Below are 23,303 nucleotides of genomic sequence, written 5' to 3'. Positions count from 1 at the left end.
AAATTATCTTATCCGGCCCACCTTATGTATGTGTACGCACACAAAGAAAGTTACAGCCTTCTCCATAAGCTAATATATGTTTAAAAATAAGCACCTTACTTCTTCCTTGGAAGAAGGAGAACGCTAAGATCAGTAGACTTTATACCGATTAATTTTTTATTTGCACGATAAACTGAAACAATGTAATCCAAATGCGATTTCAAAAACAAGCTGAAGTTCCTATCCTTAGACGGACAAAACGAGAGGCACAAAAAGTTTACGGTCATTTTGGATTAGTACCGGTGAAAGAAAAAGGCAAAGGCGGAAGCATTCCGCAACACCGTACTGATTTTGTAATATGGTCGGCAAAAGATCTTCGACCCGCTGGGAAAAATTGACTTGCCGCTACTGAATATCCGGATTACCTATGGCCGGTAGGGCAAATTCGTATTTAGATTTACACGAATAAGTGTAGCCCTGGCTCTGGAGGAATGATAAGTGGAATATCAAAATGAGGTGTCGAATGTTAAAAGACAGCGGCTAAAAAAAAACTGTGTGAGATTGTACATCCCACACAGCACTACTAAAATCGTTCTTTTTAATCAGTACTTGTTTGTATCTGATCCAATGGCAGATAAAAATTACAGAGAAATCTTCACTCCCAATAATTTATAGAATTCGGCGAGTAATGCCTGGTGTCCCGGCCAGGCGGGCGAAGTGGTCAGATTACCGTCGGTAAGGGCCTTGGTAGCATCTATATTCTTGTAGATACCCCCTGCCAAAGTTACTTCGGGGCCTACTGCCACATAGCAGGTAAGAGTACGTCCTTTGACCACGCCGGCTGCCGTGAGCACTTGTATGCCGTGGCAGATTGCCGCCACAGGCAGGTTCTTTTCGAAGAAATAGCGGGTGTATTCCAACACCTTTTTATCGAGGCGAATGTATTCAGGTGCACGTCCTCCGGTAACGTAAAGTCCTGCATAGTCTTCGAGTTTCACTTGGTCAAAATTCTTGTTGATAGTAAAGTTATGCCCCCTGAGTTCGGCATAAGTCTGAAAGCCCACAAAGTCGTGAATGGCTGTGGCTATGAGATCGCCCGCCTTCTTGCCGGGGCAAACCACATCGACTTCGAACCCCACACTTTCCAGTGCCTGATACGGAACCATCAGTTCGTAATCCTCAACAAAATCGCCTGCTAACATTAATATTTTCTTGCTCATAATCGGATATATTTTTTAGTTTTCCTAAAAATAGTATTTTATCCGATAGGTTTTATCCTATTCATGTTAAATGAATATAAAGTTCTTTTCGCAGTAAAAGCAAAATTCGCGTATTATTTTTAACATAAGGAAGAGTTATACAGTTGTTTGATTTTCAAGGTAAATTTGCCAAGCAAAGAATAAAGGGAGGAGAAACAAAACTTCCTTTTTCTCACTAATAAAGATTAGGTAAAGTAGCTCTTTGTCTTATATCTAATGAGGGAGGAACAAATAATTTCTAAAACAAAGAATAGTCTCTTTTCTATAAATTTTCTTTTGGTCATTATATTTCAGTGATATAAAAACTATTCTATTAAAAAACATCCGAACATTTAACAGAACTCTTTCTTTATTAAGGTATTAATAGAATATCAGAAATATTTATTCAAAAAAAATGTTTGAATATTTGTTTGCGGTTAAATTCTTTTATATTTTTACCCCTCAATTATAAGCAATATTAATAAGTCTCTCCTTCTTCCAAGGAAGTGGATTTTTTTGCATTAAGACTTCCCCATTATAGCCTCAACGATTAAAATCAATTAATAATAAACTGATTGCATAATACTAAATAGACGAACGTTTCTCCGCCTACTGCTGGGAAATTATCGGCTCGACAGGAAACGGGATTGAATATAGGCAAGATAGAGATGCGGCAGGCCTTTTCGTTTCACCGGTAGCGACAACCAGACTTTTCACTATAGGTAAAAAATCTTTCTAAAAATGTATATTTGCACTGATATCATCCCCTGCTTGCCATTTTAGCAAAAAGACAAGGTATTTTGTATGGGATGTACAGGCAAGAAAACGAAACAAAATGATACTTCCAACTGATTTTATAAGCCGTACACGGGCGCTGCTCGGCGATGAGTACGGACGTCTGGAAGCTGCTTTGCAGGAAAATACGCCGGTCAGCCTTCGCATGAATCCCCTTAAAGGAACGATGCGGCCGGAGGGAGAAACCGTCCCTTGGTGTTCGACGGGATACTATTTACCTGAACGGCTGTCCTTTACTTTCGACCCGCTCTTCCATGCCGGCGCTTATTACGTGCAGGAAGCCTCTTCCATGTTCCTGGAACAAGTGGTCCGCAGCCATATCACTTCGCCGGTAACCTGCCTGGATCTCTGTGCGGCACCCGGAGGGAAGTCGACCCATCTCCTCAGTCTCCTGCCGGAGGGAAGCTTATTGGTCAGCAACGAAGTCATCCGCAACCGGAGTCAGATCCTGTCGGAAAACATAACGAAATGGGGAGCGCCTAACCAGATCGTAACCAACAACGATCCGGAAGAGATCGGGCAACTGACGCACTTGTTCGACGTCATTGCCGCCGATGTCCCCTGTTCCGGGGAAGGAATGTTCCGGAAAGATGCCGACAGCGCCGGGGAATGGAGCGTGGCAAATGTGCAACTCTGCGCTTCCCGCCAACGCCGCATCATCCATGATTGCTGGGAGGCACTGAAACCGGGCGGCCTTCTGGTCTATAGCACTTGCACTTATAATACGGAAGAGAACGAGGAAAATATCCAATCCTTTATCAATGAATGGGGGGCAACCGTCCTGCCGGTTCCGGTCGAGGAGAAATGGCAAATCTCGGGACCGCTCAAATATTCCAATCCCGTATACCGCTTCTTTCCATATAAAACCAAGGGAGAAGGTTTCTTTCTGGCGGTTCTCCGCAAACCGGAAGAATCCTTCCGTTCCCAACGGGAACAGCGACTCCCAAAGGATAAAAACAAAAATAAGGAGATGCCGCCGGCTAAGCTGAAAGATTGGTTGATCCACCCTGAGAGTTATTCATTAGATCTACACGGAAACACCGTCCATGCCTTTCCGAAAGCTCACCTAGATACCTATCAACGTATCCGGGGAACGTTACGGATCGTCTCTTCCGGCATTTGCCTCGGTGAATTGAAAGGCAAGGATTTCCTTCCAGTCCATTCACTGGCTCTGAGTTCAGCCCTCAACCGGGCTGCGTTTCCGTCTGTCGAACTGGATTGGGAAGAAGCAATACGCTATCTGCGGAAAGAGGCGCTTATCCTAACCGGCGAAATCCCTAAAGGAATCGTATTGCTGACCTACAAAAATTTTCCGCTGGGCCTTGCCAAACAACTGGGTAACCGCGCCAACAACCTTTACCCACCGGAATGGCGGATCCGTACCGGTTATTGGCCGGAAAACGTGAAAACTTTATAGCCATAATGAACAAGATCATTCTTTTTTTTGCAGGGCTTTTGGTTTTCCCTTCGGTTTACGCTCAAAACCTGAAAGGGCAGGTTACCGATTTGTCAGGAAATCCGGTAGACGGGGCCTATCTTTACATTACAGAAACAAAGCAGGGACTTGTTTGTAATGAGCAGGGTACCTTCCAATCCACCCTTCCCGCCGGTGAATACCTTCTCCAACTCCAATGCCTGGGCTATGAATCACAATCAAAAAAGGTCGTGATTCCTCCCAAAGAAACCGTGGTTATCAGTTTCCGTCTACTGCCGAAAACATTTACGCTACCGGAAGTTGTCGTTCGTCAAGGTGAAGATCCTGCCTATGAAATCATGCGGCAGGCAATCAGGAAAGCACCTTATTACCGGTCGTACATAAAGGAATCCCATTATGAAACCTATGTAAAAGGTTCGGGAAAATTATTGAAAATGCCCAAACTGGCAGGAACGTTGTCGGGTATCAATTTCGATCTTTATAAGGACAAGCTGTTCCTTCAGGAATCTTTCAGCGATATCAAATTCACCGCTCCCGATCAGTACATCCAAACGGTCAAGGCCTTCTCAAGCACAATTCCCGAGGATGTTGATCCGAAAGAATCGATTGGTATTGCCACCTCTTCCCTCTATGAGGAGAAATTCGCCGGATTCATCTCTCCGCTACATCCCAAGGCCTTTTCCTATTACCGCTTTCGCTACGAAGGATTCACGGAAGAAAACGGACAGGTAATCAATAAGATCAAGATTATCCCGAAACTGAATGATCCGAATTTCCTGCAAGGATATATCTATATCGCCGACAAAGAATGGAACATCCGCCGCGCCGATTTAAACGCCCACACCTATGCAGGGGACATAGACCATCAACTCATCTATAACCCGGTCATGGAAGGCGTTTACCTGGTCACCTCTTACAGCACACACTTGTCGGCAGACTTGTTGGGGATGAAGCTTAACTTCAACTATGAAACGTCCATGAAATACCTGGACATACAATTGAATGATTCGCTTCCCGCCGCCGGGAAAGAGACAGCATACCTCATCCCGGCTACCCCGCCAAAGAAAAAAAGCCTGGAGATCAAAGGAAGAGAAAATTTCACCATATATTCCGACTCTACCGCTACAAAGCGGGATTCAGCCTATTGGGCGGGAATCCGGAAAACGGTCTTGAACGAGGAAGAGATTCTTAGTTATGAAATAAAAGATTCGATAGCAGAAATCCATAAAAAAGAGCGAAAGAAAGAATACGACCGTCGCTATCGTTTCTCAGATATCTTTTTAGGAGGCAGGGCTGGAGGGGATTCCACACGATACTACTTCCAGAATGACGGACTTCTATTCGGAGTCCCGGAATATAATTTCGTCGACGGCTTCTGGATGGGGCAAGGATTGGAATTCGGATTCCGCCCGCGAGAGCATTACTTGTTGACATTCAAACCTTATGTTTATTGGACAACGGCGAGGGAGCGATTGGTTTGGAATACGGAGATCGCCTATCAATACGCCCCGATGTCGAACGGAAGAATATCTGTCAGCGGAGGATCCGTTTCCACCGATTACAGCGGGAATAACGGCATCGCCCCAATCCTGAACTCGCTCTATAGCTTGTTAGCCGGGAAAAACAAGGCCGCTTTCTATCAGAAAGACTATCTACGGGCTGAAAACGAAATAGACCTGGCGAACGGACTGCAGCTAAACACGTCGGTTACACTGGCCAAACGGAAAATCCTTAAAAACCATACAAGCTATAGCCTATGGGGAAGCAAAAACGATATCCGCCCCAACCTGCCGGATTTTGAAGAACCATTAAACGAACAATTCGATAATTTATATCAATACGCCATTCAGCTTTCATATACCCCGGAATATTATTACCGCGTTTACAAGGGAAAAAAACAATATGCCCATTCCTCTTATCCGACCTTTACCCTTCGTTACCAACAGGGTTTGGACATGGGGCATGAAAGCTCTGCATTCAAACAGATGGAATTGACTATCCAAAAGAACTATTCCCTCGGATTATTCGACCGCCTGATTTTCCGGATGAACGGAGGAATATTTATAGACAGCAAAGAATTCAATTACATGGATTACAAGCATTTCAACCTCTCCAATCAATTGTTTACGGACAAAGGGTTTGAAACCGGTTATACACTGCTGGATCCTTACCGGTATGCTACCGATGATAAATGGGCTCAGGTATTTGTAACTTACCAATCCGATTATTTAGCTCTTAAACGGCTTCCGTTTCTTCAGGGTAAACTCTTTAACGAAGCGCTGCATCTGAACTTCTTATCAACGCCTGCTAAAAAAGCCTATGGCGAATTCGGCTACTCTCTCGGCCTATCCGGTCTGGGAAGAATCGGCGCTTTCGTATCACTCGACAGGCAGGGGTACGATCGCTTCGGGATCCGTATATCCCTTCCTCTACTCAGGTCGATCGGAATCAATAGGAAATAAACGGGGGCCGGTTGCGGGCCTTAATCGCCCGTATAAAGAAAACCTTTGTTTTCTGCCCGATTTGCCTTGCCTATTTGCCGTACAATGTTTTTACCTGGTTTTTAGACAGATGAAGCGCTTGCCGGCTACTTTTATTTTACTATCGTTCCCCTTTGTCAACCTGTTTGTCGATTTAGTCGATACCCCTTGTTCGTTGGACATGGTATGTAAGGGTTACTTAGGTTCCTGTTTGACTTTTATGCTTCCTCTTTCAGCCTATCAATCAATTTTATGTTTAATCTGAAAGCCGTTTGTTTTTTAGAGATACGCAAAATCATCTGAAGCATTCCGATCAAGAGGGTGTTATAAATAATGATTGTTTAGAGTCAGAGGATTACTCGGATAGATAGTTCTGCCTAATTTAAAGATTAAAATAAATTGTAGCTTTTAGAATATCTGTAGGACGAAAAAATATTTTTGTGTAATACGGATTTTCATAAACATCAGTCTCTATTATTATATTTATTACTTTATCCAATTGCAATGGAATTATATTTGCTTCTCCTATAAAATTGATTTCAGAAGATTGATCTGGCACTATAGTAGAATCTTTAGATGAAAATATACCATTACCCTTATATGTGAAATGTTGTAATTCAAGTGGTTTATCTTTATAATATAAAAAAACCTTAGACGTTGCATCCGCTATAGTGTCATTATTTTGAATAGCTAGAACTTTTAGTTCTATGATTTTTTCATCAATTATTGTATTTGAGTCATCATCATTACAACTGAATGTAAAAAACAATATAACAATTACTATTAGTATTGATAATATAGGCTTTTTCATAATAAAAATCATTTTATTATATAACAAAAAGCTTTGCAAAAAGTTAGAAGCTCTAAAAAAATTAATTATGATTACGATGTACTTTATTTACTTATAAATAATAAACCTCTATCAGATGGGAAAACATTAGAATTCATGTGATTAAAATACGTTGATTATGATGTTCTATCTAAAGTGAAAAAGCAAATACCAACATTAACTATTTTTGTTTCTGAGCTTTCAGTCAATATGTTCTCAGACGTTGAACCTTATTTCTCTGCAGAAAGGCCTCCTTCGACTGCATCAAAGTCATGTAAATAAACTGCTTATGTGTAATTTATATTTCCACTGGAATCATTCGGCGAATCCGATGCTGTATTTCCATGTACTCAATGTTTTATTTTACCATGATGGGCCTGGTGGCTCACCATGGTGGGCCACCAGGCCCATCATGGTGTGTCTGCAGGCCCATCATGGTGTAATAAAAAAACGAGTACGGCGAAACAGGGAAAACTCACTTACCACGACAATTTTTCATTCCATTAGTAACAACTTACTTATTATCTTTTGATTCAGCGGCAGGCAACCTCTTTAAATGCATAACGGCGCAGGGTACCGCCAGGCAACGCCAAAACCAGATGCCCATCCGGCTCAATGGAATGGATACGCGCCTCGAATATTCCCCCGGCGTCTTCATAGGAAAAATAACCTTCCCGTCTATACAATGCCTTCTCATATTCGGACCGGATCAGCTCTGTTTTTCTTTCTAACAGACATAGATAGTTTGCGAAGAAAGCGGAACAATATTCTTCCAATAACACATCCGGAGTATATTCCTTGCATGTGATTTGCTTTAGGGACACCGGGTTGGGTGCATCGCTGACAAAGAGTTCCTGATTCAAATTGAGCCCGATTCCCACGATCGAGCGTGAGAGGGAATCACCGGATAAATCGTTTTCAATGAGGATACCGCAAATCTTCCGGTCTCTCCAATAAACATCATTCGGCCATTTTACCGAAATGTCTGTCGTATACCGGTCCAACACCTGCTTCACACTGAGGACTACGATCTGGGAGAGCAGGAACTGTTCCGCAGCCGGCAGACGATCCGGATAGAGGATCATACTGAAAGTGAGATTCTTTCCGGCTTCCGACTCCCAATAATTGCCGGGTTGTCCACGGCCGGCTGTCTGAAAAGCAGCCACTACTACACTCCCCTCCGGCAGGGCTTCGTTCGTCAACAAATAACGAAGATAAGCATTGGTCGACTCCGTTTCCGCTATTTCTATCCGGCGGGGAAGGGGAAAGATTTTATTCATCGGCATATTGCTCCCGGATTTTTTGAGGTAACTTAGCAATAACTTCCCTATAGGAATGATGGATCCAATAGCGGATTTCATCCGAAGGCATATCCCGCTCCAGATAAATCGTGTTCCAGTAGGTTTTATTGAAATGGTAGGCCGGTTCGACTGCCGCATAACGGACCCGCAAGCCTTCTGTAAATTCGATACTCGTTTTGAGTGACACCGAAGGTTCCGAAGCATCCAGCGGCAGGAGCAGAAACATTTTATTCTCTACCTTAAAGACGAGAGAAACATCATCGAAGGGAAAACTCTCCGTTACATTCTTCAATGATAAACAGTAGATCCGTACCTCTTCTATATTCATCTTTTTTTTATTCTATAATCAATGAGTCGGCGCATAAAAGGCATCTTTCAGATGCTCCAACCTGAAATCCTCTCCTTCTTTAACCAAAGCGATCACATCAAAACGGATCGGAAGCGAGATATGAAACTGCCGCACATACGCATCGGCCGCACATACGATCCTCCGTATCTTCTCCCTGTCGACCGCCTCTTCGGGAGCAAGCAGGAAGTCAGAAGAACGGGTCTTCACTTCCACCACTACCAACTCCCGTCCATCCGTCGCTACAATGTCGAGTTCATACCGGTGCCACCGCCAATTCATATGCAGAAGGGTATATCCGCGGGCCGTCAGATACGCCTGCGCCCGCCGTTCTCCTTCCTTCCCTGTCTGATTCCGCGCTGCCAAAGCCTTTTGTTTGTACAAATGTAGCGATTTTTCTTTTTTATTTACTTGGACACCTGTATATTTGCAGGCGATGAGAGATAGAGCGAAAAAGAACTTTCCCCGCCCGAATGATCCGCGCGTCCACCGGATCGCCTTTATGCTTAATGAAGAAGAGTATAAAGCGGTAAACCGTTATCTATCAAAATATAATATCGGAAACAAATCGAACTGGTACCGAAGTACCATCCTTACGCATATACTTAAGACGTTGGAGGAAGATTACCCTACCCTCTTTAATGAAAATGAAATGAGAAGATGAATCCGTTTTCCGACGAATATTTTATGAAGCAAGCTTTGGAGGAAGCCCGGATAGGGGCAGCCGAAGGAGAAGTTCCGGTAGGTGCCGTCATTGTCTGCAACAACCGGATCATCGCCCGCGCCCACAACCAAACGGAAAGGCTGAACGATACGACGGCACATGCCGAAATGCTCGCCATCACGGCCGCTACTGGCCTGCTGGGAGCCAAATACCTGACGGACTGCAGCCTGTATGTAACGGTAGAACCTTGCATCATGTGCGCCGGAGCCATCGGTTGGTCGCAAATCGGAACCCTTGTGTATGGGGCAGGTGATGAAAAGCGTGGATTCAGGAAGTACGCCCCGCAAGCATTACACCCGAAAGCGATCATCAAGGAAGGAATCTTGGAAGCGGAATGCGCCGCCGAAATGAAATCATTCTTCCAAAGTCGCAGATAAAATAGATAATTACTTCACTTCCTCGTAATCGACATATTCGCCCTCATCTTTAGGGATGATCTTTTTCTTGGGAGTTGTTGTCCGGGCGTCCCCTCTCCTTTCCTCACGATAGGCATCGCGCTGCCGTCTCTGCGCTTGTTGTCTCGCCGGATTTCCGTCACCGAAGAAAATACGCTTCAAGGTGCGAAGAAAGGAAAAGCCCAGCAGGAAAAGCAACAAGATAAAAAAGAAGAATATGACAAACAACATCTTAAACATGACAAATACGTTTTATTATAGTAGGAAAACACAAAGATAAGAATTCTTGTTTATCTTTTACTGTTAAAAATAGACAAGAAAATGTAGAGCAGAATCGTTACGGAGATTCCCGGAATCCCCCAAAGGACTATAAAAAGGATGGCGCCGAGAAGCAAAATATATTGCAATTCATTTCCCTTCCAGGCCAGGGATTTTATTTTCAAGGAAAACATCGGAATCTCCGAAACCAATAACAGGGAAGTTCCTAATGCAACCAGCAACAATCCTCCGGCAAGCCAGCCTCCCAAGCCGGAAACGTAAGGAGTCAGCCCGTATATGGCGGCCGCCCAGAACAAGGCGTTGGCCGGAACCGGCAAGCCAATGAAAGAAGTCGCCTGACGGCTGTCGATATTAAATTTGGCCAGGCGCAATCCTGAAAAGGCCGGAATGATGAAAGCCAGCCAAGGCAGCCAGGATCCGCAACCGGCAGGCATGGCAACGCATGCCTCCCTCAACAAATGAAACAGCATCATTCCCGGAGCTACGCCGAAACTCACCACGTCCGCCAATGAATCCAGTTCTTTTCCTATCGGCGAAAAGGATTTCAGCAAGCGGGCGGCCAACCCGTCGGTAAAATCAAAGACAGCCGCCAATACGATCCAGAAGACCGCCCATCCGGCCAAGCCTTCGAGGGTCATCACGGAAGCGATACAACCCGAAACCAGGTTCAGGCAAGTCAATGTATTTGGTATGTGTTTCCGAAAGACCATGGTCAGCATTGGGGTTTAGATAAACGGGCAATCGGCGTCTGGTTACCTGTTACTTTCTGATCCATCTCAACGAGAACTTCCGTTCCCAGCGGTAGGAAGACATCCACCCGGGAACCGAATTTAATGAAGCCCATCTGGTCGTCTACCTTGCAACGTTCTCCCGCCCGGGCATAGGTCACGATCCGGCGGGCCATGGCGCCGGCAATCTGGCGGGTTAACACGTCGATTCCTCTCCTCGTCGTGATGACAATCGTTGAGCGTTCGTTCTCCGTACTGCTTTTGGGAAGGTAAGCGGCCAGGAAACGTCCGTTCTGGTGCGATACGTATTTAACAGTCCCGTTCACGGGAAACCAGTTGGCATGTACATTGAAAATCGACATAAAGATAGATATTTGAAGGCGGCGGTCCTTGAAATACTCATTCTCCTGGACTTCCTCGATCACAACGACCGTACCGTCGGCCGGAGCAATCACCAAGCCTTCCGAGTCATAGGGGAAACGCCGGTAAGGACTACGGAAAAAGTTCAGCACCAACAGGAAAAAAAACGTTGAGACGACTGAAAGAACATAAAATAAGTTTTCCTTGCCAACCGTATGATAAATGGTAACATTTACGATAAATAGCACCGTAAATAATGTCAGCAATAAGCCTGTTCCTTCTTTATGAACTTTCATTCCACTTTAATCATAACTAATCGATGGCAAAAATATTCTTTTTTACCGAATATAAAAAATTATTACAAGCCGACCTGCTCTATTTCATTCCGCTCCACGTACCAAAGGTATCCTTCGGCCGACAAAAAACCCATCTCCCGGATCAGTTGCAAGTAATGCTTCATCTGTCGCTGATAACGGGAATCTTTCTGTTCGCCGAACTTATAGTCGACCACCACGACCCGCCCGTCGTTCATCATCACCCGGTCCGGGCGGCGGGACTGCCCGCCTCCGAACAAAATATCCACCTCGTTCAGTACCTGAAAACTTCCGTCGAACCACTCCGTTACCTCCGGTTGCTGCAATAACTGTTGCAGGCGGACGATCAGGGTATCCGCTTCCGGACGATCGATGAAGCCCTCCGAATAGGACCGTTCCACTGCTGAAGGCACTTCTTCCCGCCGGCGGACTGAGCTGAGCAGATCATGCATCAGCAAGCCATGCTTCAGGGATTCGTTGTCGAAGAATCCTCCCCGGCGATGCAAACGAAGATGCAGCCGTTCATCCGGAGGCACGGAGGCCAACCGCGACATGGGGATCTCCTCGACGCCCTCCTCGTCTTTTTTTGCCGTATGCCACCAGTCTCCCAACCGGAAGAATCCGGACTCCGGATCAAAAGCCTCCGGAAGGCCGACCAACCATTCCTTTTCGCCGGGTTCCGCCTCTAAAACTGTCTGAAGGCTGTTCCAGAGCAGGGAAGAGACCGAGTCGATCACACTCGCTCCCGTCTTTTCATCGATCTTCTTCGGGCGGGGCGCAAAAACGACCAGCTCCTCTTTTGCCCGGGTAAAGGCGACATAAAGCGTATTCAGGTTATCGATAAATGCATGCAGGCGTTCGTTAAAATAATCTTCGGCGAAGTAAGTCTGGCTCAATATCTGTCCGTAACGTACCGGGACAAGATGCAAGCGGTTGAACGGAGATGTTTTCGGCTTGCACCAGAGAATGACCGGCTTGGTCGGTTCGTGGTCGAGCTTCCATTCTCCGAAAGGAATAAGTACAGCTTTGAATCCCAACCCTTTCGACTTATGGATGGTCAGGATACGGATGGCATTCTGCGTATCGGGCGTCGCGATAGTCTTCCGCGAACCGCTTTCATCCCACCATTGGAGGAAAGTGCCCAGGTCGGAAGTTTCCTTTCCCGCATATTCGGCGATCATATCCATGAAAGCTTGTACGAAAGCCTGCTCATCATCAGGGAAATCGGACTCGAAGAGACAAAAGATCCCTTCCGTTATCTCATACAATGAACTCCGCGACAAAGACAAGAGCGAGACCCTCACCTCCGGAGCAAAAGAAGTTTCCCCGCCGCCCGCCGGATGTCCCAGCAGAAGAGAATAGGCAATGATGGCTACCTGTTCGGTCGCACGTTCTTCCGGTTTGTTGAGAAAACGAAGCGTATCCACCAGAAACCGGACGGAAGGAGAAGAGCTGATATAAAGGGCGTCGTCCGAAATAATCTCATACGGGTAAACGGCCTCCGGGTGTGCCTCTTTGTAACCCAGCAAAGCCTCCGCCACCTCTGCACCCTCCCGGTTCGTACGAACCAGAATGGCGATATCGCGCAGCTCATAGCCATTCGCCAGCCATTGATCCAGCACTTCGGGAAGGCGCTCCAAGACCTGTTCCTTCCATGTCTTTTCCTCCTCATCGGCCAGGAAGGCGACTTGCACATGCCCCTCTTTCCCACGGAAAGGCGGCGCTACCTCCTGGATATTCCCCTCGTAAGCCGACCGGATCCGGGAAGCGTACCGGCTCCGGGCCTCCTCCTTTAGCGAGGAAACTTCCAGGGCCTGGTTATACAACTCCTGCAAAAGAGCCGGAGCCGTTCGGAAAAGCGTATTGTTGAACTCCACGATCCGGCGGCAACTACGCCAGTTTTCCTTCAGCGTTTCCTCTTTCAGCTCGTCCGCGCTGAAATCGTCGCGCACCTTCTCATCCAACAGCGTCCAATCGGAATTCCGGAAACGGTAGATACTCTGCTTCACATCTCCCACAATCAGGTTCGAGCGCCGGTAAGCCAGGCTCTCCCTGATCAGCGGGAGGAAATCGCTCCACTGCATCTCGCTGGTGTCCTGAAACTCATCGATCATATAATGTTCGACCGCCGTACCGGTTTTTTCATAAATAAACGGCACGTCGCTGCCATCAATAACCTTATTCAGCAGTTCGGTCGTATCGGCAATCAGCATCCGGTTCTTTTCTTCCCGCCAGACAGCAATCTCCCGTGAGATATCGGTCAGAATACCTAAAGTATAATAATAACGGACAATTTCGCAAGCGGTATAATAGTCGGTCAAGTTCGAAAAGAGAGCGACAACTCCCTTGACACAGTCGTTCAGCCCGGCGGCATAAACCACTCCGATCGATTCCCGTACCGCCGGGGAAGTCGTCTTCGTAGACCAGGCGTCAAGGTTATCCGGTAAACTCATAAAGGTAGCCGACGGAGGTTTCATATCTCCTCCCGCCAATCGCTCCAGGGTATAAAAAGGAGAGCGCGAACCGCCCTTGAAGTCCGAAAGCGACAAGCCTTGCCGGGCAACCAACTGCAGACCGGCTTCCCCCAATTGTTTGGCCATATTCTCCACCGAACGGATGACCTGATAAAGAGCATTCCGGTATTCGGACAGGGCTTTTTTATCCTCAATGTCCGCAGCCACCTGTTCGCTGGAAGCCTTATAGGTTTCCTTGAAAACCTCCCTGCCCAGCGCGAGGATATCCCGCCGGAGATTCCATTCCCCTCCGCTTTCTATCTTCTCCTCGGCAAAACGCAACAGCCAGCCGAGTAATTCCTTGCTTTCCGGTTTTTCCAGGTCGCCCAACAAGCGGTCGATGGATTCAGCCAGCACCAGTTCCTGATCCATTTCGATACCATATCCTCCTTGCAGGCCTATCTCACGCGTAAAGGCGCGCATGGTCTGCTGGAAAAAGCGGTCGATCGTACTGATATTGAATGCGGCGTAATCGTGAAGAATGGCGATCAGTATCTTCCGGGCCTCCACCCGCACCTGTGCTTCCGTCAGATGATAGGTTTCGCAAAGCAATTTCACGTAGTCCGAAGGCCTCCCGTCGGCCAGATGAGACAGTTCCGTGATAATGCGGGACTTCATTTCATCGGTCGCCTTGTTGGTAAAGGTAACCGCCAGGATATGACGGTAAGCCTCCCGTTTCGAGAAGAGGAGCGTTAGGTATTCACCTGTCAGTTTGTGGGTTTTCCCGGCTCCGGCCGATGCCCGGTAGATCGTTAGCATGGCGGAGTCAGATGATCCGGCTTTTAGTGTAACCCTCTTTCAGGAGAATGTCAAGGATTTTCTGGCGCAGGTCCCCCTGCACCAATATCTCCCCGTCCTTTGCAGAACCGCCGACGCCGCATTTCACCTTTAGCAACTTGCCCAAAGCCATCAAATCCTCATCCTTACCGCGAAAACCGGTAATCAGCGTCACGACCTTCCCCCCGCGGTTGCGCTTATCCAGCAGGATGCGCAGCAGTTGTTTTTCTTTCGGAAGCGTCTCCTCCTCTTCCGTCTCGCCTTTTTCGTAGGCAAAATCCGGGTTAGTCGAATACATGACCCCCAGACGGTCTTTCCAGTCATTATTTTTCATCACAATCCATCTAAAAATTCGGCTGCAAAGTACAGAAAAATCAGCAATTCACCTAATCCAGCCATGGAATCATCCGATGGGGCAGGAACGGATAACGGCAACCGGGATCTTACCGCTCGGTTGCGTGAAATAGACCGTTAAGGCATTAAAAAAGGGACGCCTGGAATCAGACGCCCCCCACACATACTCAATTAGTGGTTTACAAATTAACTGAAACAGATACACCTTCCGGATTATTTTCAAAGCTCATCCGGCAGGTTTTACTCTTTTCATCCCAATTCCATTGCATGCCGTCAATGGCTGTTCCATTGGAATCCTTAACAGAACAGGATACCGGTTTGCGGGGAAGAAGGATGCGCATGACATTCGTCGTATTTAACGGGCTTTTCACTACGAACGAATATGTTTTCCCGCTTCGCTTTTCTTCATATACGCGGGACGCGGAAGCCAAGACTTGGGGTCTTGCCTTGTCAGATACGGCATCTACATTATATAAGAAGGCTTGCTGGCCGGGCCGGACCACTTTCTCTGAAATGGCAGGCAATTGCGGATCAAATAAATCGACAAAAGTTCCTTTTTTAACATAAGACTCGGCGCTCACGCTTTCATCAAGAACGGAAATGAGTACATAATTGCCCCTTTCCAGATAGAAGTTATTCTTAAAGGTAAGTTTGCCGGCTTTCGCTTTCTGTTCATAGAAACGTGTAACGACATCCAACAGCTTATGATCACCCCCTTCGGTCAACACATATTCCTTCGGATCCGAACGTAGGATGTAAATCCATCCTTTGCCGTATGCATATTCTCCCTCGGCGGGGGATTCCGGCAGCCCCATCTTCCCGAATAAATGGCCGGAAGGTACGGCATACCGGTTATTTCCCGTATTCCACCACTCCCTGACCGACTGGTACGGATCGTTATCTCTCCCGCTATATACCAGGAGGCCGCCGTTTTTAACCCAGGCGGCAATATGATCGTGTACTTCCGGGGAGAGAGGTTTCATATTGGAATAAGTCATTAACAGTATTTTGGTTCCTTTTAATGATTCTTTATAGGACACATTCTCCAGATGAACCGTCTTTACCGGGACGCCTCTCTTCAGGAAAGGCAGCGCCTGTCCGTAAAAATTGGACAACTGGGGATCCTCATATCCCGCATGGATCGGGAAACGTTGGAACATCAACGAATTGGCCATTAATACGCTGATGCCTTCCGAACCGCTCACCTTATTGCCGGATAGCGGCATATGGTTAAGTGCATTGATCATCACCTGCATCTGCGTGGAGTAATGGCGCGGTATTCTTTCCTTCCGGTCGCTGCCCTCACTCGTACGGTATAATCCTTCATAAATACGATCGGGCCAAGGCATAACTTCGTAGTCCGCGATATTGGGATATAACAACTGGGCGGTGAAAGTCGCTTCGTAATTCTTTTTGTAATCCGCCCAGTCCCGCGGCCAATCCTCAATCGGGTCGGTAAGGAAAAACATTTTGCGCCCCGTCGGAGCAGTCATCGATTCCATGGAGCCGTATTCCAGGAAAGCAGTTTCGAAAACCCGCTCTTTCGCCACTCCGTTATAATAATTCGGCTCCCTTGAAGTTCCTGTCCATACTTGGGCAATATATCCGTCCACACAGGGCAAAGAGGCCAAGCTGGCTTCCGGACTCACAATCTGCCATTGTGAATAATTGACCAGCGAATGGGTCGGCACATAGCAACGGACATTCATCCCCTTGCTTTTCCCATATTCTTTCGCATAGGTAAAAACCTCATTCAATGCATTGTAATATAGCTGATATTTTAATTTATTCGCCAAATAAGTATTTTCAGGAGATTCATGCTGGGGACGCCAGTCGAATCCGTAGTACTTCTTCCACTCCCGTTTAAAGGCCTCGCTATATCCCGCCCGTGCCCAAAACTCGGGCTCTTCCATGTAAATAGCATCAATGCCGGCATCGATCACCCTTTTAACATGCATTTCCTTCATATACTTCAGGTAATTCTCCGTCGGTACGATATAGGGAACCATATGCCCATGCCAAATCGTATCGCCGTTACGTTGGACTTGCCCTTCGTCGAGATGCCACTTTCCATCCCATTTTCCGGTAAAATAGTCTTGGTATTCCCCCCAAGCTATTCCAGTCATAAAGTGGGTAATATAACCTTTATCTCTCCATGATTGCACACGAGACTCGAATGTTCCTCCCTTTTTCTTATCGCTCGGATTTCCACCGACTCCGTAAACAATCGCCACATCGGCCCTTATATCAGTAACCGGTTTCCATGGCTGGGATGTCTGAAAGGCTGTTTTTTCTTTCTGCAGCGGATCCGCTTTCTGCGCATTGCCGGCAAGCGGGAAAAGGATAAACGGAAAGATTATTCCGCAAAAGATACTACGTGTTTTCTTTATCATGATTGCGATTTTAGATTGATACTTTACTCTTGGAGATATTAATTCTAATCAAAAAAAGACTTCTCTCCCTCCATGGAAGAAAGAGAGAAATCTTTTGTACATTACCATATCATAGCGCTTTTACTGTTTTAGATTCATTATAATTGTACCGTTTGGTACCTTCTACACTAAAATCGATCCGGGCCCCCACTCTAACGTAATAATCCCGGTTCATAGAGAAAGATCCATTTGTGGTAAGGGTAATCACTTTCCCTATCGCATTATTTGCCTCATCACCGGTAATTCTTTTCGTATAGCGGCTATCATAATTATTTTCACCCACATAAGGACTCGAAGAATTAATATATAACACAATATCGGTAACATTCTGTTGATAATTGGGATTGGTAGTCCCTCTGGTTACCTTTACCTGAACTGTTATACTTCCATTTGAGTTCAACACAGGTTCGCCGACCCATTCGACATTTAAGAAAGGCTCTACTTCAAACCGAAGTTCTACCGTTCCTTTTATCTCTATCGTTTGACTTTCATCTACCGTAGTATTACCGGCATTATCCGTCCGTACCAGCGGCACAAAAGCACCTTGAGGTACGATATTATATTTACCTTTGAATATTTTTGTATTGTTGAACGTCCCATCCTGCTTCGTATAAAAATAATACGGGGTAGGATTATCACTCCAACTATATTCCATTAATTTCAAACGTATGCCTCCGTCACTGACCTCCGTCTGCATCGGTTTCTGTGTATTGACATCTATCACTTCTCCCTTCAAAGTTTCTTCCGGTTCATCATAATTATCGATATCAACGCAAGAAGAGATTCCAAATATACAGATATAGCACGATAAATAATATAAGATTCTTTTCATATTCTTTGTTCTTTTATTAATATCCAGGATTTTGTAAAATATTCGGGCTCTTTGTAATCTCACCACTCGGTATTTCCTGGTAATACCATCTGGAATCCCAGGTATAAACCCTATTCAATTCATCAAAACGGTCATCAAAAAACCATTTAGAAGCCTTTTCTACATAGAAAGGCATCAAAATACGATAAGTCGTTGCATTTTGTTCCTTATCCAATAGACGCCAGCGCTTTAAGTCCCACCAGGTTTTATTCTCAAAGCCAAGTTCCTTCCGTCTTTCTTTGCGAATAATATCAATAGAGCTTAGATCTGCACTACTCGTCAACAGAATAGCGCCAGCTCTTTCTCTTACCTGATTAATACATTGATAAGCATCCTCTTTATAATTGGCACCTTTCCCTGCTAAAAACAACTCATAAGCAGCTTCCGCACGATTCAACAATACTTCTGCATAACGCAATTCAATCCAGGTTTGATCCGATCTGTTCTCAACCACTTGCGCGGCAGGCATGGAAGGATTCATCCATTTCCGAATAGAAAAGCCGGACAAGGCCTGGGCCGTATGGCTATAAAAACAACCACTGCGACCAGCCGCATTCATTTTTGTTCCGTCAGGCAAGGTCCTGACAACTTGTGTTTCAGGAGTTGCAGATGTAATCAATAGACTTTTACTGGATGTGTTCTCATAACGATCTTTCGAACCTACTGGAATCAACCGGGAAATACCTCCGGCAACCTCACCGGTATAGATTCCTCTCCAGATTTCTACAACTTCATTCTTAAATAAGTCTCCCGGGAAAATCACCGTCGCCCTTAAACGAGGTTCGGCATTTGCAAAGAAATCCATTTGATTGGAATATAGATTATATTTCCCATCGGCGTCATAAACATCGATCTTTCCGTCTTTCATGGGAAGTCCGTCAAACATCTCGACATATTCAAGGGTCGGATTGACTTCCGAAGAATAACCGCCTACCATAAATTGGTAAGGAATATTATAACAATCATACCCATGCACTGATTCGGGATAGCCATATTGCCTTACAAAAATATTCTCCGGACTGTTCTCTGCAAAAAACAAATCCACATAATTTTGGTACTGGGCTTCTTTATCGCCTTCTTTCCAACCACTCTTGTAAAGTGAGTATTTCCCCTCCAAAAGCTTAGCCGCATCATATCCGGCTTGTAAATAAAAACCAGACCGTTCTTCAGGTATCCCGCATAATTGATTGTGATCCGTATCAAAGAAGGTTATTTTATTATACTTGGCGATAGTACCGGCATAAAGCATAATCCTTGACTTAAATCCGGCAGAAGCATATTTATTTGCCCTTCCCGCTTGATTGCTTTCCGGTAAAAGGGAGTAGGCCTTATCCAAATCTTCTCCGATCTTAACATAAGTGGCATCCTCCGAAGAACGGGGTATTTGAAGTTCCTCAATGCTTTGCTCCGGATAACTCAGTACTTCATCAACCAAAGGAACTCCTCCATAACGTTTCGCCAGTGCAAAATAAGTGACGGCCCGAACAAAATAAGCCTCACCCGTCCAGGTATTCACTTGCGTTTCGGAAAAATTAGAAGACGTAGCATATTCAGGAAGTGTCTTGATGAAATAATTAATATCGCGTATCAGCTTGTAGGCGTCTCCCCAGTATTTATTCTCATCTTCCGTCATCGCCCCGCCCTGGTCGCGGCTCAATGCTTCTCCTGTGACCGCAGGTGTCGGGCTAATAATCCAGAAATGGTTCAAACCTCGTTTAGGGGTATATCTGAAATCCTCGATAGGCAATTGTCCGTACATACGGGCCAGATAACTCTTTATTCCGTTTTCGCTGCCAAAAATATCTTTGTCCTGAACGATATTCATGGGTGGTATATCCAAGTCCGTACATGCAGGTGCTCCGCAAAGCAGTACCAACAAGATAACCATATATTTTAATAGTCTCATAATTTTAAAAGTACTTAAAATTTAACATTTAAACCAACACTGAAAGTACGATTCAAAGGATACAGGTTTCCATAACTGTCGCTCGTATGTTCCGGATCCAGTTCGATACTCTTTATCGTCAGCAGGTTATATCCGTTCACATACACCCGTGCGTTCTTTATTCCTGTCTTCGCTATGACTTTGGAAGGTAATGTATACCCCAATTCCAGACTTTTCAGGCGAAGATAGCTGGCATCATGTACATTAAATGCCGAATTCTCATCAGGCAGAGAGCCTGTGTAAGCATACTTACCTGGCAACCAGGTCGTCGTGTGATCATACGGATCGGCTAACGGATCGGCCGGATGCCATCTGTCAAGGAAGTAAGCCAACGCATTCGAATTATCATTCCCCCACATCGGCTCCCGGAGCTGTTCCACATATTTTACATTCGACATAGCCGAACCCTGGAGAAGCACATTCAAATCAAATCCTTTCCAATCAGCACCCAATGAGAAACTAAAATTGATAAAAGGAGATTTACTGTTTTCATAAGCGATCGGATGTGAGTCAAGATCATTAATTCTCCCATCTCCGTTCCAATCCAGGTAAATATAATCCCCCGGCAATGTTCCACGGTTGTAATACACTGAGCTATTGGCTATCTGTTCGTAAGAAACAAAGCGGCCGTCGCTATCGTATCCCCAGTGCTGGTTCAAATAGCGTTGATTGTTATTATTCTTCCAATTCTCATAAGAATTTCCCGCTTTAGCCCGTTCCTGGTAGGTTTGTTTGATACGAGTATAAGAGAAGATACCCTTCAGATTATATTTGAAATCTTCTATACTATTATTATGTGTCAATTCCAACTCTATTCCCCGGGTAAGATCGCCATTCAGGTTTTCCTGAGGTAAATCCGCTCCGACAACGCTGGGCAAACTAAGGGTCCGGGTGGTCAACAATCCCGTCCGCTCGCGGGAGAAATAATCGAAAGAACCGCCTAACAAACCATTCCAAAGTTCTACATCAACCCCAAGATCCAATGTCTTAGCTATATACCAAGTGATACCCGGATTGACCAATCCTTTACTTGCAGCCGAATTCACAAAAGTTCCATCGAAGAAGTAGCCACCCGGCAAACGATTGGAATCCCCTCCGGCCGGATAGGTATATCCATTGACGAATTGATAGCGAGAAGCGGTATCGTCTCCCATTTTCCCATAAGAACCGCGAAGTTTCAGGTTATTTACGAATGAAAGTGGCAGGCTTTTCCAGAAACCTTCTTCCGAAATTCTCCATCCCAAAGAGGCGGAAGGAAAGAATCCCCAACGATGACCGCTTCCGAACAGGGAGGATCCATCTTCACGGAAGCTGAACTCCACCAGGTATTTTGATAGATAGTCATATGCTAAACGTCCCACAATACCAAGATTTGCCGTCTCATATAAATCTTTATTTCCTTCCGGGTCATAAGTTGTACTCATGCTTCCTTGCTGATTTTCTGAATTTCCGGCAAATAATTGGTCCAAATCCAAAGCCAACTCTCTTTGGGCAAAGAAATTATCTCCTTTCTTCTCTGAGCCTTCCAAAAGAAATAAAGCCGTTACATTATGCGCATTATTGAATAACCGATTATAATTCAATGAGAACTGATACAAGGTTGCTTGTTTCGAATAAAACTCGCGCCGGAAAGTACTCGGGCTCTGGCGTCCTTTCGGATTGTATATACCCGATGCGTCATTATATTCGTATAAATTATGCTCCCGTTGGTAAATGCGGTTATCTGCAATCTGATAGTCATAACTATAAGTTGCTTTTGCCACTAAACCCTCAATATAAGGAACATCATAGGTAGCCGTAGCGGAAGATTGAAACCATTTATTCTCGTATTTTTTATAACCGACCACATCCGCATCCATCATAGCCACCGGATTATCTCCTTCAATCAGGCCATACATCAAATAATCGGGATTATTATTTGCATAAACAGGTTGTATGGCCGGAGCCCGCTGGAAAGCACGGATGATCCAATCGGCATTCTGGTAAGGTTGGTTCTTCGTATCCTGTATGCCGCTAATATTCAGATCCACTTTCAGCCGGTTGGTGATTTGGGCGGAAATATTGGAACGAATATTAAAGCGATCATAATCCAAACTTTCGCTCTTCAAGAAAGATTCTTGATACATATAACCTCCGCTGATATAGAAATTTACCTTATCATTTCCTCCCGTCGCACTCAGAGAGTGCTGCGTCTGGGGAGCCAAGGTTCGCATACATTCCTCCCACCAGTCCGTACTCGTTTTCGTTCCATTTCTATAAGCATCGATTTCTTCCTGAGAGTATGCGGTAGTACCACCGTTGGCGTTATGCATCAACTTCTCGTTCCGCAACGTCATCCAGTCTGCGGCACTCACACTTTTCGGAGAACCTGTCGGATTTTGCCAACCGAAATTCCCGGCATATTCCAGATCAACTTTCCCTGATTGCCCCTTTTTAGTCGTAATTAAAACCACACCGTTTGCAGCACGAACCCCGTAGATAGCGGCAGATGCATCTTTCAGTACAGAAATGGACTCGATATCATTTGCATCCAACCGATTAAAATTATCCCGGGGAACGCCATCCACGATTACTAGCGGATTACCCATACCCCGTATATCAAAGGTATTATTAAAAGATCCCGGTTCGCTACTCTTCTGCATCACCCTGACTCCGGGAAGCTTTCCAGTCAACATGTTCTGCACGTTTTCATTTTTAGTTGTAACGATGTCAGAATTATTAATGGCTACCACTGCCCCTGTCAGTGTTTCTTTCTTTTGTACGCCATATCCTATCACTACGATCTCATCCAAAACCTGATTATCTTCTACCAAGGTTATTGCCAATTCGGATTGATTTCTTACCGGAATTTCTTTCGGTTGATAACCGACATAAGAAACCACAAGGGTTGTTTGCCCACTCGATATACTTAAAGTGAACTTTCCTTCTAAATCTGTCAAAGTCGCATTGGCTGTACCCTTTTCAGTGATATTTGCTCCAATGAGAGGTTCATTTGCCTGATCTTTAACAATTCCAGCAATTCTAAAGGGACGATTGGGATTTTGAGCAAAGAGACTTGCAGAACACCATAGAAATACAATCGTCCCCAGAATCTCCAGGAAACATGTCTTTCGTTTATTCATACGTTGATTTGTGTTTATTATTAAAAAATAAATAATTTAAGATTTAAGATCATTCATTGCGCCATATTATATTCATAACAATGAAA

Annotated in this window: 18 protein-coding genes; 4 read left to right on the top strand and 14 right to left on the bottom strand. The window is 45.3% G+C overall.

The window, feature by feature from the left end; translation table 11 throughout:
* Positions 1–620 precede the first annotated feature (620 nt).
* Positions 621–1,199 (bottom strand): DJ-1/PfpI family protein, encoded by a 579-nt coding sequence (locus BQ8014_RS03840; protein WP_080903204.1) that lies wholly within the window; start codon positions 1,197–1,199, stop codon positions 621–623.
* Positions 1,200–2,052: 853 nt separating this feature from the next.
* Between BQ8014_RS03840 and BQ8014_RS03835 the strand changes: the two genes are divergently transcribed.
* Together BQ8014_RS03835 and BQ8014_RS03830 are read left to right on the top strand one after the other, a co-directional pair.
* Positions 2,053–3,429, top strand: a complete 1,377-nt coding sequence (locus tag BQ8014_RS03835) for a methyltransferase RsmF C-terminal domain-like protein (RefSeq protein WP_080903203.1) — start codon at positions 2,053–2,055, stop codon at positions 3,427–3,429.
* Positions 3,430–3,434: 5 nt separating this feature from the next.
* Positions 3,435–5,909, top strand: coding sequence for a DUF5686 and carboxypeptidase regulatory-like domain-containing protein (locus BQ8014_RS03830; RefSeq protein WP_160150025.1), 2,475 nt, complete (start codon positions 3,435–3,437; stop codon positions 5,907–5,909).
* A 400-nt stretch (positions 5,910–6,309) separates the two neighbouring features.
* Here BQ8014_RS03830 and BQ8014_RS03825 read toward each other — a convergent pair whose 3' ends face one another.
* From BQ8014_RS03825 to BQ8014_RS03810, 4 genes are all read right to left on the bottom strand, one after another.
* Complete coding sequence (locus tag BQ8014_RS03825) at positions 6,310–6,738, bottom strand: hypothetical protein (RefSeq protein ID WP_139785066.1); 429 nt, start codon at positions 6,736–6,738, stop codon at positions 6,310–6,312.
* A 551-nt stretch (positions 6,739–7,289) separates the two neighbouring features.
* Positions 7,290–8,036: a biotin--[acetyl-CoA-carboxylase] ligase gene (locus BQ8014_RS03820; RefSeq protein WP_080905800.1), complete on the bottom strand. Its 747-nt coding sequence runs from the start codon at positions 8,034–8,036 to the stop codon at positions 7,290–7,292.
* Entirely contained in the window at positions 8,029–8,385 is a 357-nt protein-coding gene (locus BQ8014_RS03815; protein ID WP_080903200.1) for an MmcQ/YjbR family DNA-binding protein, read from the bottom strand. The genes BQ8014_RS03820 and BQ8014_RS03815 overlap by 8 nt, the downstream gene beginning before the upstream one ends.
* Positions 8,386–8,403: 18 nt before the next feature.
* Positions 8,404–8,769 (bottom strand): YraN family protein, encoded by a 366-nt coding sequence (locus BQ8014_RS03810; RefSeq protein WP_080903199.1) that lies wholly within the window; start codon positions 8,767–8,769, stop codon positions 8,404–8,406.
* A gap of 70 nt (positions 8,770–8,839) precedes the next feature.
* Between BQ8014_RS03810 and BQ8014_RS03805 the strand changes: the two genes are divergently transcribed.
* Together BQ8014_RS03805 and BQ8014_RS03800 are read left to right on the top strand one after the other, a co-directional pair.
* Entirely contained in the window at positions 8,840–9,067 is a 228-nt protein-coding gene (locus BQ8014_RS03805; protein ID WP_080903198.1) for a hypothetical protein, read from the top strand.
* Positions 9,064–9,504 (top strand): nucleoside deaminase, encoded by a 441-nt coding sequence (locus BQ8014_RS03800; RefSeq protein WP_080903197.1) that lies wholly within the window; start codon positions 9,064–9,066, stop codon positions 9,502–9,504. The genes BQ8014_RS03805 and BQ8014_RS03800 overlap by 4 nt, the downstream gene beginning before the upstream one ends.
* A gap of 9 nt (positions 9,505–9,513) precedes the next feature.
* Here BQ8014_RS03800 and BQ8014_RS03795 read toward each other — a convergent pair whose 3' ends face one another.
* From BQ8014_RS03795 to BQ8014_RS03755, 9 genes are all read right to left on the bottom strand, one after another.
* On the bottom strand, positions 9,514–9,762 hold the full coding sequence (locus tag BQ8014_RS03795; protein WP_080903196.1) for a DUF4834 family protein: 249 nt from the start codon (positions 9,760–9,762) through the stop codon (positions 9,514–9,516).
* A gap of 50 nt (positions 9,763–9,812) precedes the next feature.
* Positions 9,813–10,511: a CDP-alcohol phosphatidyltransferase family protein gene (locus tag BQ8014_RS03790; RefSeq protein WP_080905799.1), complete on the bottom strand. Its 699-nt coding sequence runs from the start codon at positions 10,509–10,511 to the stop codon at positions 9,813–9,815.
* 2 nt (positions 10,512–10,513) lie between these two features.
* Entirely contained in the window at positions 10,514–11,185 is a 672-nt protein-coding gene (locus tag BQ8014_RS03785) for a phosphatidylserine decarboxylase family protein (protein ID WP_080903195.1), read from the bottom strand.
* 62 nt (positions 11,186–11,247) lie between these two features.
* A complete protein-coding gene (locus tag BQ8014_RS03780; RefSeq protein ID WP_080903194.1) occupies positions 11,248–14,475 on the bottom strand; it encodes a UvrD-helicase domain-containing protein in 3,228 nt (1,075 codons plus the stop codon).
* A gap of 7 nt (positions 14,476–14,482) precedes the next feature.
* On the bottom strand, positions 14,483–14,827 hold the full coding sequence (locus BQ8014_RS03775) for a translation initiation factor (RefSeq protein WP_080903193.1): 345 nt from the start codon (positions 14,825–14,827) through the stop codon (positions 14,483–14,485).
* A gap of 199 nt (positions 14,828–15,026) precedes the next feature.
* Positions 15,027–17,240 (bottom strand): hypothetical protein, encoded by a 2,214-nt coding sequence (locus tag BQ8014_RS03770; protein ID WP_234997976.1) that lies wholly within the window; start codon positions 17,238–17,240, stop codon positions 15,027–15,029.
* 109 nt (positions 17,241–17,349) lie between these two features.
* Positions 17,350–18,111 carry a DUF3823 domain-containing protein gene (locus BQ8014_RS03765; protein WP_080903192.1) on the bottom strand — a complete coding sequence of 254 codons (762 nt, stop codon included), beginning with the start codon at positions 18,109–18,111 and terminating at the stop codon, positions 17,350–17,352.
* 16 nt (positions 18,112–18,127) lie between these two features.
* On the bottom strand, positions 18,128–20,056 hold the full coding sequence (locus BQ8014_RS03760; protein WP_080903191.1) for a RagB/SusD family nutrient uptake outer membrane protein: 1,929 nt from the start codon (positions 20,054–20,056) through the stop codon (positions 18,128–18,130).
* A gap of 14 nt (positions 20,057–20,070) precedes the next feature.
* Positions 20,071–23,217 (bottom strand): SusC/RagA family TonB-linked outer membrane protein, encoded by a 3,147-nt coding sequence (locus BQ8014_RS03755; RefSeq protein WP_080903190.1) that lies wholly within the window; start codon positions 23,215–23,217, stop codon positions 20,071–20,073.
* Between the last annotated feature and the right edge of the window lie 86 nt (positions 23,218–23,303).

Source organism: Parabacteroides sp. Marseille-P3160, assembly GCF_900162725.1.
GTDB lineage: Bacteria > Bacteroidota > Bacteroidia > Bacteroidales > Tannerellaceae > Marseille-P3160.
The sequence above is the reverse complement of the archived record's forward strand: the minus strand, read 5'-3'. Positions and strand labels throughout refer to the sequence as shown.

Coding starts and splice junctions, on each gene's coding strand:
- BQ8014_RS03840 (WP_080903204.1), bottom strand. CDS start 1,199: ATGAGCAAGAAAATATTAATGTTAGCAGGCGATTTTGTTGAGGATTAC.
- BQ8014_RS03760 (WP_080903191.1), bottom strand. CDS start 20,056: ATGAGACTATTAAAATATATGGTTATCTTGTTGGTACTGCTTTGCGGA.
- BQ8014_RS03770 (WP_234997976.1), bottom strand. CDS start 17,240: ATGATAAAGAAAACACGTAGTATCTTTTGCGGAATAATCTTTCCGTTT.
- BQ8014_RS03790 (WP_080905799.1), bottom strand. CDS start 10,511: ATGGTCTTTCGGAAACACATACCAAATACATTGACTTGCCTGAACCTG.
- BQ8014_RS03830 (WP_160150025.1), top strand. CDS start 3,435: ATGAACAAGATCATTCTTTTTTTTGCAGGGCTTTTGGTTTTCCCTTCG.
- BQ8014_RS03780 (WP_080903194.1), bottom strand. CDS start 14,475: ATGCTAACGATCTACCGGGCATCGGCCGGAGCCGGGAAAACCCACAAA.
- BQ8014_RS03795 (WP_080903196.1), bottom strand. CDS start 9,762: ATGTTTAAGATGTTGTTTGTCATATTCTTCTTTTTTATCTTGTTGCTT.
- BQ8014_RS03805 (WP_080903198.1), top strand. CDS start 8,840: ATGAGAGATAGAGCGAAAAAGAACTTTCCCCGCCCGAATGATCCGCGC.
- BQ8014_RS03785 (WP_080903195.1), bottom strand. CDS start 11,185: ATGAAAGTTCATAAAGAAGGAACAGGCTTATTGCTGACATTATTTACG.
- BQ8014_RS03835 (WP_080903203.1), top strand. CDS start 2,053: ATGATACTTCCAACTGATTTTATAAGCCGTACACGGGCGCTGCTCGGC.
- BQ8014_RS03815 (WP_080903200.1), bottom strand. CDS start 8,385: ATGAATATAGAAGAGGTACGGATCTACTGTTTATCATTGAAGAATGTA.
- BQ8014_RS03825 (WP_139785066.1), bottom strand. CDS start 6,738: ATGAAAAAGCCTATATTATCAATACTAATAGTAATTGTTATATTGTTT.
- BQ8014_RS03800 (WP_080903197.1), top strand. CDS start 9,064: ATGAATCCGTTTTCCGACGAATATTTTATGAAGCAAGCTTTGGAGGAA.
- BQ8014_RS03775 (WP_080903193.1), bottom strand. CDS start 14,827: ATGAAAAATAATGACTGGAAAGACCGTCTGGGGGTCATGTATTCGACT.
- BQ8014_RS03820 (WP_080905800.1), bottom strand. CDS start 8,036: ATGAATAAAATCTTTCCCCTTCCCCGCCGGATAGAAATAGCGGAAACG.
- BQ8014_RS03765 (WP_080903192.1), bottom strand. CDS start 18,111: ATGAAAAGAATCTTATATTATTTATCGTGCTATATCTGTATATTTGGA.
- BQ8014_RS03755 (WP_080903190.1), bottom strand. CDS start 23,217: ATGAATAAACGAAAGACATGTTTCCTGGAGATTCTGGGGACGATTGTA.